Here is a 13,847-nt window from a genome sequence, read left to right as displayed (position 1 = left end):
GAAGATCACTTCTTCGCCGCCGAGGTTTCCCGTTGGGCTGGAACCATTCCGGGTTCCTCAGGCTCGAGGTCGGAGCCCCCACCGCCAAGGCCTCACCCGGTTTCGACAACGCCGTCACGACCTCAACATGCACCCCGGGATCCACCACCTCACGACTCATCCGGGTGCCTCCGGTTCAACACCTCGCCATAGGTACTGATATCGATCAATCCATCACTTTCCGCTTCTTCAACTTCGAGCCATGATCCCGGAGGGTCCACCATGTAATCATCAAAGTAGTCGCGAGGCCAAGACCTGGGCGGGTAGTCCCAGCGAGTCAGTTCGTCCACGAGTTGTTCTCGTGTCAACAACCCGACAGCGTAGCGTTGGCAGATCTCGTACGGACCCGAACCGGAAAACCCCTCCGGCACTGGAGGCAGTTTCTCTGCCTCCTGCAACAGCTCTCGCACATCCGGGCAGTGGCCATGGACACTGTTTCGGATCTCACGCTCTGACGCACCTGACCGAGCCGCAGCCAAGATCAAGCGTTGGAAATCCAACCGGGCCAGCAGCAACCGATGATGCGCACGCCACACCCCATCCAACCTACCCTCACGAATCACCACAACCACTCCCCTCACCGATGAAAGCAACTCTGAGCGCGGTTCATGACGGATCCAGGCGCGTCCTCCGTTCCCTGACCAGGCCGTAGAGCGAGCATCGCAGGAACTCGCAACCATGTGCCATGCACTCGGCCCGACCTCGACACCAACCACTCACCCGAGCCGGCAACCTACCTGCTGAGCGAAAGGATCATGAACATTGCCCTCACCAAGGCTAACCAGCCACCCACCCACCCCACAAGGGGTACTGTGTCAGCCAAGAGCGCTCGCCGACAGAAGGAGCGACCCAAGTGGACGAGAGCGATGATGGTACCGAGGAAGCCCTGACCAGAGCCACAAGGACTCTGATGTCAGCGGCGGGCTTGATCGGCATGGCCTTGGCGGAACTGAGGCTCCAAGGAGGACCCACTGAAACTGTCTTGGGATTTGTCCCGACACGGGATGAACTGGATATCGCCTTGGACGAGCAGAGCGCTCGTAGAGCCCTCGCCGACGTACACCGCACCGAGTGGTGGGGCAACGCCTCACCTCTGGATGTGGCGCGCCGTTACCTACTGGCCAAGACGTGGCCAGACCTCGGAGTCGAAGCCCTCCACGCTGAACATCGAATCCTCCGAGAGTTGCGCGACCGCCACGGGCTGTCATTCCCAGCACCGGAGGTCACCAGAGCCCTGAGCGAAGAGCGAACCTTGAGGGCCGCTGCCGCTGAAGAACTCACGATCAGCGATGCCGACAAGCGAGAAGCCCGTGAACACACCCGGCAGGCGAAGGCCAGCCCTGGCACATCAGTGGAATCGACCAATTCTTTCCGCCGCGCCTACTCTGCCTGGGACTCCTCCGAGCGACGCCAAGAACTGGCCCAGCGCCTTGAAGGTCTCGGAAATCATAAGGTTCTCAAGGCGCGGATGCTTGCTGAGGTCTCACAAGCGACGCCCCCGAGTGCGGCAGTCTGTTCAGCCAAGCCTGTCGTCCCGGCCACCCATCGGCGCGGTGGACAAGGTGCTGCTCATGCGCGCCAGACCATGCTCCGAAGCCGGTGACTTACCTTCCTTCTTTTACTCGACCGCGAAGAGATTCTCCGGCGGAGGCTCATAGGGAAGCGGCTGAAGACTGGAGGCTGTGTCCTTGGAGCGCGCCCAAGGGCCAGTAGGACTCATGAGAAGCCCCAGATGATAATCAGCATGATCGCGTAGCCAAACGGACATCCCTGTCGCCCCATCCAAGCGATGGTGCTCCCAGGAACGCCACAACGCCTCCAAACGGATCACCGCTTCAGCAGATTCCCACCATCGGGCTGACCACCGAAGTTCGGACCGCCCCTCCTCGCCGACGTTTCGACGGAAGACCTGACAGATGTACTCCCGCACGAAATCATCGAGCGAGCTGTAGAACAATGACTGCTCTGCAGTAGCCTCATTCCACCACTCAACCACTTCACTCACCTCTGATCTCCTCCCCGTCGACGTCTCCGATGATTGCGACATTACCGCGGCCCTGATTGCACTCCCGAACCGCTGGATCATGAGCGCGGATTGAGGCGGCCACATCCGCAGCATATGGCCCGCTCATCCATGGAAGAGTCTCGATGAGTGTCGGTCGGGAACCTGAAGCCAGCACCAAGGCGCGCCCTTTCGGCAACGCCGCAAGGTCAGCAACATCGAGAATCCGTTCACGGGTCAGTTGCTCGGTCACATTTCGCTGCCCCTTCCCAGAGGCAACCGAGGTTGTGAGTTTGTCGTAGTCACCAATGAGGGCCGAGAGCATCTCCAAGAACTCCCGCTCCTTGACCCCGCCCCCATAAACGGCAATGTTGGCCGCAGACCAGAGTTTCTTCATCCCTGACTCACCCCAGACCTCGACTCCTTGGGACCACGACTGGAGAATCGTCATGAGCACGATCCCACGTGAGCCGTAATGACTGTAGAGGTTGGGGAGTTCGCGCCAGCGACACACATTGGCGGCCTCATCGAGGACGCCGAGCAAGGGGGTAACCAGCCGACCGCCAGGAGAACGAGCCGCGAGCGCCTCAGCAGCCTCGACAACAGCAACCGTGAGGGCGGTCACCAAAGGACCGGCGGTCCCTCGCCCCTCCTTGCTGAGGCTGTACAAAGTTCCACCATCACGAACGAAGTTCTCAGGTCGGAATTCACGTCGGGTTTCCCCTCCGCCTGGGTTCACCCACTGCGCGATCTCCTGATTCGTCAGGCAGGACGTCATCTGCTGAGCCGTGCCGTACACCCCACCGCGTTGCCGCTCCGGCGCGAAGACGACACCCGCGACAAGATCTGCGATCAACGGATACCCTCCGTCTTGGAGGATCTCAATGGCCTCTGCGTCCGTTGGTCGGGTCAGCCACCTGTAGACATCAGTGATGGATCGATGTTCGAGACTGGCGGCGAGGAGTAGGCCAGAAAGTAGGTCTTGGGCTGCAGGGTCGAAGAACGCATCGGTGCGTGCTCCAGGATCCCGTGAACTGGAGGCAAAGTGCTCAGCAAGCTTGCTCGCTTGAACCTCATTGGTTACATAGGACAGCGGGTTCCACCACCACTCTGTGGGTTCTTCGCCAGCCACCCCTTGCGGGTCGAAGATCCAGATTTCCCCCTTACGAGCTCGAGGATCACGCGTCGCATCCACCACGTCGCGTTTGTTCGACGTGACCAAGACTGCACCTGGGGCCTCGAGAATCGCTGGAATCGCCCTGGCTGTCGTCTTACCTGTGCGCGGCCCCCAGATGTCGACCTGCATGTCCTCCCAAGACCCGTAGATGGCAACACCGCCCTTCACGGTTCTCCCGATGGGAACGCCAATCGCTTTCTCGACGCCAAGGCGCTGGGCAGTGGCAGCCACTGCCTTGGTGGTGAGCGGCTGGATATCCCTCCCTACACCGAGCCAGGCGGCATTGCGATCCACCCGCGATGAGCGGAGACGTCGATGACGGATGAGCAGCCCTGCACCGATCACGCAGAGAAGGAACAGCACGAGAACCCCTGCCGCCACCCAAGTCGAAGCCATGGGCCACGCTACCTCACCCTTGAGCACTCCGAACAGGTTCCGCCAAGGGTTGGCCGAGGCGGGGGGAAGACCAGCGAGAGAGTGCCCAAGGGTCACAGCAACGTGAATGACACCCAAAATGATGATCACCAGTCCAAGAACTGTGAAGAGGAGCCACGTCTCCGAGCTGACACGGCTCGGCTGTGCTCGTCGATTGTTGGGGCGATTCATGACACGGCTCGGCTTTCAGGTTGGCTCTGGGTATGCCACAGCTTGTTGGTGTCATTGATTGCGAGTTCGGCCTGGGTCAGTACAACTTCGAAGGGAATGCCAGGCCGGCCGCCGACCTTGCAGAGGAACTTGCCCCGGCCGGGCGGTGCGGCTTCCTGCCCCGTGTGCGGGTCCCATGCTGGCGGGTCCTGCCAGCCGATGAGGAGGCGTTGTTCAGCCTGACTCATGGGAACAGCAGATGTGAGAAGAGGCATCTCAGCTCCCGGAAGGCCCCCGCAGATGACCATGCCTGACCGTTCCACGAAGCCTTTCGCTTTCATGCGATCCTCCTCGCTGGCCAAGGAGAGGAGGTCACTCATCGTGTGCGAGACCATTGCCATCCCAACACCACGTTGCCTGTTGAGCCTGGTCAAAGCGTCGACGCGGTCAACCATCCCCCGACCGGCACGGAGCGCTCGCCACAACTCATCCATGATGACGAAGTAGTGCCGACGACGTTCGAGGCCCGCGTCGGCGAGGGCATGTGCAACGTTGATCATGCCGAAGCCAGCGGACCAGCACGCGAGGAGCACGGCTGCCTGCAGTTCGACCTCCGTGTCGTCGATCCCGGAGACGTCGACCACCACTGGACAGTCGCGACGCATGGGTTCGGTTGTCGGGTGAGCGAAGATCTCACCGAGTCGCCCACCCGTGGTGAGACCTATCAGGGAGGCTTCCAAGTTCTCCGTGATATCCCTGTATCGGGTCTCATCCCCGCGGTCAAGGGCAACAACACGAAGATCCTCTGGAGCATCTTGGATCACCCGGAGCAGGTCCCGAAGGACGGGGACTCCGGGGTGCCTTTCATCAAGAATCCGGAGAGCACGGTCGAGGATGGTCTCCTCCCGGTCCGTGGGCGGGAGGGAACGTTGAATGGTCATGAGTGCTGACACCATGGTGAGACGACGGCCGTGTGCGTCAGCCAGCACGGCCGCCTTGGCGGCTCCCGTGAGGCGTTCTGCCGCTTCCTTTGCCTCGCCAGGATCCAGGATGTTGAGGTGTCCACGGCCACGACCGAGGCTGAGAACTTGACCGTTGCAGGCACGCACCAGGTCAACGTAATCAGGTTTGAGGTCCCCGAGAACCAAGGGCATCACCCCGTATCCGGCCAGACCAGTGGCCATTCGGCGCACCACGGTCGACTTTCCCAGACCGGGTTTCCCGAGGATGAAAACGGAGGGGTTGGAGATGAGATTGGCACGCTGGAACCATGAGATGGGGTCGCAGCACAGCGTCGCCCCCGAGATGGTATGCCGTCCCAGAGGTACACCAACCATTGGGCTTCCTGTCCCGACGATCCAAGGCCAGAGCCCACAGACTTGGAAGGTGGTTCCCCGATACTCGTCTGGCGCCTCGACAAGAAGATCCTGACCCCGCCCCCACCCCATCCAACCGCGAGGTCCAGGCCTCGACGGGCGCACCTCGCTGGTTGTGATGCTCCTACCGACACGTCGTTTCATGCGTTTCACAGTCGTTCCTTGAGAACAGCAGGTACTTGGAGATGCTTCGGGATCACCAGCCCAAGGGGCAAACTTGATGCGAATGCCGCAGCCTGCGCCCCATAGACTGGGCGGAGCCGAAGACGCGCCGTCGCCCCGAGATTGTCGACGACAGCACGAGCTTCGGCTTCCCGACGGGCATCCGTGATCGTCGCAGTGACAAGGATGGCGAAGTTCACCAAACCGGCTCCTGCCGCTTCCTCTTGAGCAGTGGCCGTGGCGGCACGGGTCGCCATCACCGATCTGGCTGTTGGCGTCCGGACGGATGTCTGAATGAACTGGGCCGCCCGCAGGTCAGCTTCCACCATCGCGGCGGCCCGAGCAGCATCGATGGGTCGGTAAAGGAGAGCGACCCGTTTGCGGGCAAGGACCGGGTTAGGGGCCAGAAGACGGGCCAACACCGAAGATTGCACGTTTCCCCGAGGGGCCGTGGTCATGGCCCAGGAGATGCTGAGAGCGCTGTCGTGACGATAACTGTCCCAAGCTGCCTCGTGCGCAACAGGACCGACGTCATTCCAGGACAGGGCGGTGTCCTCGTTCCTGATGTGCGCCTCGTCGATCAGGGCGGCTGCAGCTGGATCGTAGGCAATCCTCACCAATTCACAGAGTTCAGCAGCAGCCAAGGGACGTGCTGCTCCCGCACCCGTTGAAGATAGGCTTCCGGTAAGACCGGGAAGACGGGCCGCCAGTTCCCGTCCGACCTCGTCTCCAGACATCCTCTTACCGGTAGCGGAGCTGGTCGCCGAGAAGGTGAGGGTGACATAGGCCCTCACTTGATTGGAGCCGACAGGGTAGTCGTTGACCACCTGTTCCAGCATGGCCCGAGCAAAAGGGGGAGCACCGGGATCGATCTGGTTCACCACCTCCCGAGCGAGGCGGTGGCCCGTGTCCGGTGCTGTTTCGACGACGACCGAGGCGGCTTCAATGCCGGGTTCGTCACCGAGGTTGGCCAACCAGTGCCCCCAGGATGCCACCCAAACATCAACCTGCTCCCGGTCGACAAGACTGGCACCGTCGGGTTCAGTGGCGATCACCGTTGCGTAGGTGCCGGTGGAAGGGGCGTGGATGAGGCAGAATGGACGGCCATAGGCATCTTGGTGTTCCGACAACCGCAGCTGGGCCACCAAGCCGGGAAGCTGATGAGTCCCCCACGGTGTAAAGCCAAGAGGACCAGAGCGATACAGATGGGCCCCAAGCCGATTGCTGCGCCACCAGGTGACACGCGCAACGGCTCGACCCAAGAGACTTTTGCCGTGTTTGTCCCGAATGACCACGGTGGTCATAATCATTGCAACAATCACGAAAACGATGAGTCCCCACCAAAGCCCCTTGGACATCGTGACGAGGACGCTCACAATCAGGCCGACGAGCAGGATAGCGGTGCCAATCGATCCAAGACCGAACAAGCCGGACGTCACAGGGCGACGCCAGTTCCCGTAGGTCCGGACCGTCCCGCTACTGCTGCTCATCGATGCTGCCACCTGGACCTCCTATTGCTTCATCGGCCACACTCTGTACCACACCGACAACAGCTTGAGCCGTCATCATCACTTCAGCGCCTCGGCCAGAAGTGCTGGAGCCACTGGCACCACTCCCCGAAGGGGTGGGACCGTGGATGGCCGGGGTTGCACCAGCTGCGCCACCGGGAGGGCCGAACTCAGCTCCAGCGGACATTCCTGATCCTGAAGGTGCCCCTGTTCCCCCTCTTGGTGAGGCAACCGAACTCGCTCCACCGCCCGGCGGCGAATCTGCCCCCACTCCGCTATCTGGGGTAGGAGCCGAGCCTGCTGATGCGCCAGCTGGGATGATTCCGGACGAGGAAGAATTCCCTGCACCGCCGCCACTGGAACTGCCACCACTGGTGTTCCCAGCTCCCGACGGGCCACCAGTCGGGCGTCGATCCGCTGCGTTGGGCGGGGCCCAGCCTCCCGAGTTGCTGCTACCTGATGGGCTGCTCGGGCCTGAGCCAGCTGCCGTCGCCGCACCACCAGCGGGTCCTGGAGCTCCACGGCCGCCAGCAGCACCGCCGTCGCCCTTGGACAGCATGATCGCGCCAGTTGGGAGGGCAGCAGCTGCAACACCAGCCGCAGCACCCCCGCCACCGCCAGTCACGTTCCCCACCGCAGGAACAATCAACGTCATCATCGCAGGCAGGGCCAGCAGCGACATGACCATCAAGGTGATTCCGGTCAGCAAAGACAGGATCGGCTCCTCGTGATTCTGAGGAATCTTGAAAGCAGCCGCGTAGATGATCGCAGCAACCGGCTTGTACAGCAGGAAACCGATCGTCCACCCCACAGTTTTAGAGAGCATCTGCTTCCCGGTCGCCGTGTTCGTCGCGGCCGCCGACAAAGGAAGCATCCCTGCCAAGATCACCAGCAACCCGTTGCGGATGATGAGGAGAACAATTTGAATCAGCGCAACCAAGAACGCAATGATGCCGAAGAAGATCATGCCGATCACCCCGAGCGCCTTCATCTCCTTGGTTGGCAGAAGGGTGCTGAGGGTTTTGGTGTGAAAGCATTCTCCGTCCACGACAGGACACTCCAAGGCCTTCCCGATCACCCACTTCGAGAATTCATCCCCAGCCAGCTGGAAGAACGAGATCACCGACAAGCCGATCCCGGCGACCACGAGCAGAGTCAGCAAGGACCGCATCAGGTCCCGTCCGGCATCGGCTCGTTGCTCCCACGCCATCCTGACACCGCCGACAATGACGCCAAACGCTCCGAACGCGACGGTGTACCACCATGTCGCGTTCTGGATGAACGCCACTCCGGTGGACCCCTGCGAGTCCCCCGGCTGCAAGACTCCCGTCACCAGGCCAACACAGCCAGAGATCAGGATCGTGGCGAACAGGATCGTTCCGAGCCGATCGATGTGCTGCTGCGAGTCCCCGCTCCGGGCATGCCACGCCATCCGCACCCCGGCAAGGATCAGCGACAGCACGCACACACCCAGGGCAATCCACATCACCCAACCCAGCACCGAGTTGACAACATCCACGCCCCCCACCGCGTGGGAAGCATGCTCACCCGACCTGACCCCCACCGGAACAGGGCCACCACTAGCCTTGACATCAATGTACGGCGTATTCAGCCACAGCGACGCCACCGAGCCCATCGCCTTCGACGTCATCTCCAGAATCTGCTCACCCAGATCCCACATCGCAGCATCGACGGCCTTCTGCGTCTCGCAAACCACGTTACCCCAGTCACATTGAAATGACCTCATGGGCTCAAACTTGCATCCCTGGTCTCTAAGTGGACTGCACATTTCACGCATTCCAAGGGGTGTATCCATCAAGCGTGCTGATGATGGTCGGCTCCGTTAGATCTTCTCCCTCATCTGAAGGCACGAGTTTCCAATCGCCTTCCGCCCAGATAAGGTGGGCTGCCCATGCCATCTTGTAGCCTCTGTTGCTTCGGCTGACTGTCTCGACCAAGGCGGAGTTCCCGTCATAGCTCAGGATGCGAAAACCGATGGTCTGGAAGGTTTGTCGTTCTCCTGATTCTGAAGGCTCATTTGTGGCGTGCTTGAGTTTTTCGAGGGCGGCGTCCCTGCCAGGACCAGGGGCGATCCCGGTTCTGATGAACTTCTCGTTCAGGGCATCTGACTGCAACTGGGGGATTGCCTCGTAGTTCGTGATGGCGAGGAGGGCTCCGGTGGGGGTACGGGCATAGCAGTGACGGTAGCCGTCGTCGTCGATCTTGCCCGGGCCATGGCCGTCGACGGAGGGGACGTAGGTGGTGCCCAACACTTCCCACGTCGCAGCGGGGGCCTCGGTGAGGGTACCATTCATCTCGACAGCGGTGAGCCCGCAGAAACTGGCCCCACCGTCGGCGGAACTCTGCGTCGGGGGCGTGGACGTCGTGGGCTCCCCCGCGAGGGAGGTCGCACTGGCAGGAGTGGTTGTTGTGGGCGTGTTGGCCGCGGGTTCAGTGCGTGCTCCGAGGTTGGAGACGATCACGAAGACGGCCAGGGCGACAATGGCGGCGACGATCACCATCGAGGAGACCATCCACTTCGAGGTCTTGGGCTTCTGCTCATCCATGCTGGGGCCTCACCGGTTCACACGAAGAAGGAGATGATGGAAACAGCTCCGGAGACGATCATGACCCCTCCCAACACCCAACCGATCCGGCTGGCGTGCTCGCCTCCCTCGCCCCGTCCGGCGCCGAAAGCCATCCGAACGCCAGCAATGATGAGGGCCATCACAAGGATCCCAAGGGAGACCCATTTCACCCAGCCGAGCACATCGGTGAACTTCTCGAACCCGGGTGGCGTCGAACCATCCCCCGGGTCCGGTACCTTCATGGGCAGATTGAGCAACTCGGTGACAAGCTCGGGCATGGTCATGTTTCCTCCTAGGGCAAGCCGCTCTCAGGATTCCAAGAGCGCGTTGATCTGTTTGACAACCAAGGAAATGGGGCCAGGAGAGTTGCGCGGTGCGCTGTCGAACCGCCAGGCCTCGACCCAAGGGATCGACCAAACCCTCGGGGCGCCTCCAGAGACCACCTTGGCCAAGTCGCGCAGAGGGGTGGGGAGACGCCCAGGAGCATCAGCCATCAACACCAAGCCGAGCAACTGAACCATTGGGCCACCCCCGCGCGCAGCTGCCCACTGACGCAGAACCTGCTGCGCCGCCATGAGGCCATAATGGCTGGTGCGGGCGACAACGAGGCAACGGGGGCTCGAGGATTCGACTCTGGAGTCGGGCCAGCAGTGGTCCGTGGCTGACCAGTGTTCATGCAGCGAGGCCAGAGTCGACTCCCCTGACCCTCCATGGGCACCCACGCACCACAAGGTGGGCGAGCCGGGTAAACATCTGATGGGCAGCCCGATGCGTGGAGGCACGACGTGGGGTTGGGGCTCCGTCGGACCCGTGGCCGGGGGCGCACTGAGGGGTAGTTCACCCACTTCCGGCATCGCATCAGGGGGCAATCCTGCTCTGAACCCTTCGGCACCCGCACGGCCCTCCGAACGGCCGACAGAGACATGCCGCAGCCAAGGGTTAGCCTGAGTCATCGTTTTCACCCCCTCGTCGCTAGGTGGACTTGCGGTCAGGGCGCACATTAACAGTTTTTGGAGCACGAAGGCCACCTAGAACCCGGATCAGTCCTGATCTTGCACGATGTCACACAATCGTCACCATCTGCTAGGCTCTCGATGAGCTCGGGGAGGGAACGTGTGAGTAACCACTTGAACCAGTTCTTCGAGGCGCTCCCACCGCTGCTGGAGGCCCAGGACGTTGCAGAACTGCTCGGCATGTCGCGGAAGGCTGTCTACGACCTACTCAAGGCTGGCACCATTCCGGCCTACAAGCTGGGTGGGTCATGGATCATCCTCCGGGATGAACTGCGAGACACGATCGAGGCCGGGTCGAATCAGCGGAGACGACCAGACGACAATCGAACGATCCACTGGGAGAGACAGAGGAAGGCTGAGCCATCGTGACGAAGATCGTGACCGTTCATCCGGACGGGACTGGCACCATCACTGAAGCTGGGGCACCAACTCATACGGTCACAAGCGCCAACCCTGAGGCGGCCCGACAGGCGCTCCTCGACCTTGTCCTTGCGGAAGCAAGACAAGCTGGGGCCCCCGTGGAGATCCTCGCGCGGGACAACAACGAGGATGGCGTCACCCTCATGGTCAACCCGGATGGTTCCATCCTGGCAGTCCCACGGCAGCCAGAGCTCGCAGGGATGCCGCCGCGTAGATCGTTCCTGGATGAACAGGCACCGGAGGAGCCAGCTCGACAGGGGTGGCGTGGCTTGCTGACTAGCCTTGGATTCCGGGTCCCACCCGGTCCCGAGGAACGTGCGGAGCGAGCCGACGTCCAAGCAGTGAGTCAGCACTGGCCAGGGCCGCGCACCATCGCTATCGCCAATGGCAAGGGGGGAGCATCGAAAACTCCCACCACCATCCTTTTGTCGGCGGTCCTGGCTCGTTACGGTGGGGCGGGGGTGCTGGCATGGGACAACAACCAGACGCGAGGAACTCTAGGATGGCGAACGGAGAAAGGCCCTCATGACGCCACCGTTCTCGATCTCCTCCCGGAGACAGACCGTCTCTTGGGTACCGGCGCCCAAGCAGCTGACTTGGCCCGTTACGTCCACCACCAGACCGGGGATCGTTACGACGTGTTGCGTTCTCAGCCCCTCGAATTGGCGGCCGCGCAGCGGGTCAGCGCCGACGACGTCGACGCCGTCCACGCCGTTGCCGCGAAGTACTACCGGTTGATCCTCATGGACTCCGGCAACGACGAATCCGATCCGATGTGGCAGCGAATGATCGACCACACCGACCAACTCGTCGTCGCCACCACCACCCGCAACGATCACGCCGAGGCCGGCGCACTTCTTCTTGAGGCCCTCAGCCGACGGGATCCAGCTTCGGCAGAGCTCGCTCGCAAAGCCGTCACGATCGTTTCGCAGGCCGACCCCGGCACGAAGCAAGCCGTGGTCGAGCGGATCGTTGAGGGCTATAGGGGACTGGTCCGTGACGTTGTGACCATTCCTTTCGATCCGGCCATGGTTGGGGGCCACCTCACCTTCACCGCATTGCGCGCCGTCACCCAACGGGCATGGCTCCACGCTGCAGCCAGCGTGGTGCAGGGGCTCTGAACCGTGAGGAAGGGATGCGTGGGATGTCTCCTCCCGGCACTCCCCATCATCCTGCTCGGACTGGCAGTGATCCTCCCCCTCATGATCTCAGTCGGCACCAGCGTCAAGGCCAGTTCCGACGCCTCCCCCGGCTCCTCTGCGCCGCCACGGACGGTGTGCGGTACGTCGAGCGTCAAGGTCCCCGAATATGCCGTCGCCTGGATGAACGAAGCCGAGAAAACCTCCGGGATCCCAGCCGCATGGTTCGCGGCCATCACCGACCGGGAATCGGATTTCCGACCCCACCTGTTCGCCGACGACGAGAACGGCGGAACCTGGGGACTGTTCCAGATCAACCGGGAAGAATGGGCCAGCGTCCACCCCGACGCCACCACGGAACAGACCGGAACCCCACCCGGGATCACCGACCCCATGACCCACGCCCACTACGGCGGCATCTACTTCAAGAACCGTCTGGCAGTGGTTCAAAAGCTCAAGGCCGACAACCCGGACGCCGCCTTCGCTCAACTCTCCGACCTCGACGCCCTCGTCGTGGCCCACAACAGCGGCGAAGGCAACCTCAAGAAATACCCCAAACTCCCCAAGATCACCCGCGAATACCTGGCCGAGATCCAAGCCGCCTACAACCCGCAGCCCTGCAGCGCGCCCGCTCCGCCGGGGCCGGGAAGCAGTGGCCTGTTCGGGGTCGACGACTACGCCGCCGTTCGACGGGGCAGGGAAGGCGTCGATGACTGGGCCTTCTTCTGGGGCGAGTGCGTGAGCTACGTCGCCTTCGCAATCCGTACCTACACCCCCCACAAGGACTTCCACAACCTCTGGCGTGGAGGCAACTGGAACCACGAAGCCAACCACTTCGGCAACGCCAAAGCCTGGGACGAACGAGCCCGCGCCGTTGGCATCCGAGTCGACACCACTCCCGCCGTCGGAGCAGTCGCGCAACACAGCCGCAACAAACATGGCCACGTCGCCTTCATCGTCGCCGTCCACGACGACGGCACCTTCGACATCAACGAGTACAACCACGGCCACGAACGTCACAAGTTCGGGACACGCACCCGAGTCTCCATCGGCAAGGACTTCGACGCCATCCTGCACTTCGAGGAATGATCATGAACCACCGCCCCCTCACACCCCTCATCCTCACCCTGATCCTCACCGCATGCACCCCCCACCAGACTCCCGAACCAGCCCCACCCCCCACAACGAGTCCAGCCACCCCTACGGCCAGCCCGCACTCAGCTCACCCCATGGAGCAGCAATCCCGCGGCTACCAGCAAAGCCCCCTCCCAGACTTCATCACCACACCATGGGGCCACACCGCCGCCGAATTCGTCCGCATCGCAGCCACCCCCGACACTCGCATCGACCCAACCCCCACCAGCACCTGGCAACGAGCCAGCCGCCTGCTGACACCGGAACTCGCTGACGAGGTCACCAACCAAAAGAACTTCCACGGCGGATCCTGGTGGAGCGAACTCGCCCACCAGGACGGCTACATCACCATCGAAATCGGCAACATCATCGGCGAAACCCCACAAGCCCCACCAGGACCAAACGATCCTCAACCTGAGAACAACACTCTTGAGGTCATTTTCACCCGCACCCTCCATCACCGCACCTACACGCAGCGAGACGAAAAAATCTACCATTGGGTCGTTACTCTCGACACGAAAGGGAAAGTGATGACCTTCACTACAGATAACTGAGAGGGATGTTAAACAGAAAACTTTCCCCAGCCAATGAATGACCTGCAACGTTGAAAAGAAAGGAAGATGACCGTGATGATTCGTGAGGGTAGGTTGGATGGGGTGTGGCGTGCGCATCATCGGTTGCTGCTGGCCCGGTTGGATTTCCAA

14 protein-coding genes are annotated in these 13,847 nt (G+C 61.9%); 5 read left to right on the top strand and 9 right to left on the bottom strand.

Going from position 1 to position 13,847, the window contains the following annotated elements; genetic code table 11:
- Nucleotides 1-149: 149 nt before the first annotated feature.
- A complete protein-coding gene (locus EII35_RS14605) occupies nt 150-605 on the bottom strand; it encodes a hypothetical protein (protein WP_125229195.1) in 456 nt (151 codons plus the stop codon).
- 287 nt (nt 606-892) lie between these two features.
- Between EII35_RS14605 and EII35_RS14600 the strand changes: the two genes are divergently transcribed.
- Nucleotides 893-1,642, top strand: a complete 750-nt coding sequence (locus EII35_RS14600) for a hypothetical protein (RefSeq protein WP_125229194.1) — start codon at nt 893-895, stop codon at nt 1,640-1,642.
- A 15-nt stretch (nt 1,643-1,657) separates the two neighbouring features.
- Here the strand turns inward: EII35_RS14600 and EII35_RS14595 are convergent, their stop codons facing one another.
- From EII35_RS14595 to EII35_RS16740, 8 genes are all read right to left on the bottom strand, one after another.
- A complete protein-coding gene (locus EII35_RS14595; protein WP_125229193.1) occupies nt 1,658-2,086 on the bottom strand; it encodes a DUF4913 domain-containing protein in 429 nt (142 codons plus the stop codon).
- Nucleotides 2,037-3,743, bottom strand: coding sequence for a type IV secretory system conjugative DNA transfer family protein (locus EII35_RS14590; RefSeq protein ID WP_260465148.1), 1,707 nt, complete (start codon nt 3,741-3,743; stop codon nt 2,037-2,039). The genes EII35_RS14595 and EII35_RS14590 overlap by 50 nt, the downstream gene beginning before the upstream one ends.
- Nucleotides 3,744-3,820: 77 nt before the next feature.
- Nucleotides 3,821-4,987, bottom strand: coding sequence for an ATP/GTP-binding protein (locus EII35_RS14585; protein ID WP_260465147.1), 1,167 nt, complete (start codon nt 4,985-4,987; stop codon nt 3,821-3,823).
- A gap of 341 nt (nt 4,988-5,328) precedes the next feature.
- A complete protein-coding gene (locus EII35_RS14580; protein WP_260465146.1) occupies nt 5,329-6,843 on the bottom strand; it encodes an SCO6880 family protein in 1,515 nt (504 codons plus the stop codon).
- A complete protein-coding gene (locus EII35_RS14575) occupies nt 6,818-8,596 on the bottom strand; it encodes a hypothetical protein (protein WP_125229190.1) in 1,779 nt (592 codons plus the stop codon). The genes EII35_RS14580 and EII35_RS14575 overlap by 26 nt, the downstream gene beginning before the upstream one ends.
- Before the next feature lie 43 nt (nt 8,597-8,639).
- On the bottom strand, nt 8,640-9,416 hold the full coding sequence (locus EII35_RS14570) for a hypothetical protein (RefSeq protein WP_125229189.1): 777 nt from the start codon (nt 9,414-9,416) through the stop codon (nt 8,640-8,642).
- Between the two features lie 17 nt (nt 9,417-9,433).
- The gene (locus EII35_RS14565; RefSeq protein ID WP_221739777.1) at nt 9,434-9,721 is read right to left on the bottom strand and encodes a hypothetical protein; all 288 of its coding nucleotides are present in this window, start codon (nt 9,719-9,721) and stop codon (nt 9,434-9,436) included.
- Between the two features lie 24 nt (nt 9,722-9,745).
- Nucleotides 9,746-10,291 carry a DUF6668 family protein gene (locus EII35_RS16740; RefSeq protein ID WP_125229196.1) on the bottom strand — a complete coding sequence of 182 codons (546 nt, stop codon included), beginning with the start codon at nt 10,289-10,291 and terminating at the stop codon, nt 9,746-9,748.
- A 273-nt stretch (nt 10,292-10,564) separates the two neighbouring features.
- On the opposite strand from EII35_RS16740, the gene EII35_RS14555 reads away from it, so the two are divergent.
- The 4 genes from EII35_RS14555 to EII35_RS14540 all read left to right on the top strand — a co-directional run bounded on the left by EII35_RS14555 (nt 10,565) and on the right by EII35_RS14540 (nt 13,697).
- Nucleotides 10,565-10,819 (top strand): helix-turn-helix domain-containing protein, encoded by a 255-nt coding sequence (locus EII35_RS14555; RefSeq protein ID WP_185744372.1) that lies wholly within the window; start codon nt 10,565-10,567, stop codon nt 10,817-10,819.
- 647 nt (nt 10,820-11,466) lie between these two features.
- Nucleotides 11,467-11,991, top strand: coding sequence for a MinD/ParA family ATP-binding protein (locus EII35_RS16810; protein WP_185744371.1), 525 nt, complete (start codon nt 11,467-11,469; stop codon nt 11,989-11,991).
- An 18-nt stretch (nt 11,992-12,009) separates the two neighbouring features.
- Nucleotides 12,010-13,098 (top strand): CHAP domain-containing protein, encoded by a 1,089-nt coding sequence (locus EII35_RS14545; RefSeq protein WP_125229187.1) that lies wholly within the window; start codon nt 12,010-12,012, stop codon nt 13,096-13,098.
- A 140-nt stretch (nt 13,099-13,238) separates the two neighbouring features.
- Nucleotides 13,239-13,697 (top strand): hypothetical protein, encoded by a 459-nt coding sequence (locus tag EII35_RS14540; RefSeq protein WP_125229186.1) that lies wholly within the window; start codon nt 13,239-13,241, stop codon nt 13,695-13,697.
- Nucleotides 13,698-13,847: the final 150 nt, after the last annotated feature.

Origin of the sequence: Arachnia propionica (genome assembly GCF_003932785.1) — a bacterium.
In the GTDB taxonomy this organism is placed as follows: domain Bacteria; phylum Actinomycetota; class Actinomycetes; order Propionibacteriales; family Propionibacteriaceae; genus Arachnia; species Arachnia propionica_B.
This window is presented reverse-complemented; position numbering and strand designations above follow the sequence as displayed.

Excerpts from the sequence above, each read along its gene's own strand:
- EII35_RS14575 (WP_125229190.1), bottom strand. The coding sequence starts at position 8,596 with ATGAGGTCATTTCAATGTGACTGGGGTAACGTGGTTTGCGAGACGCAG.
- EII35_RS14585 (WP_260465147.1), bottom strand. The coding sequence starts at position 4,987 with ATGGCCACTGGTCTGGCCGGATACGGGGTGATGCCCTTGGTTCTCGGG.
- EII35_RS14565 (WP_221739777.1), bottom strand. The coding sequence starts at position 9,721 with ATGACCATGCCCGAGCTTGTCACCGAGTTGCTCAATCTGCCCATGAAG.
- EII35_RS14540 (WP_125229186.1), top strand. The coding sequence starts at position 13,239 with ATGGAGCAGCAATCCCGCGGCTACCAGCAAAGCCCCCTCCCAGACTTC.
- EII35_RS14570 (WP_125229189.1), bottom strand. The coding sequence starts at position 9,416 with ATGGATGAGCAGAAGCCCAAGACCTCGAAGTGGATGGTCTCCTCGATG.
- EII35_RS16740 (WP_125229196.1), bottom strand. The coding sequence starts at position 10,291 with ATGCCGGAAGTGGGTGAACTACCCCTCAGTGCGCCCCCGGCCACGGGT.
- EII35_RS14595 (WP_125229193.1), bottom strand. The coding sequence starts at position 2,086 with ATGTCGCAATCATCGGAGACGTCGACGGGGAGGAGATCAGAGGTGAGT.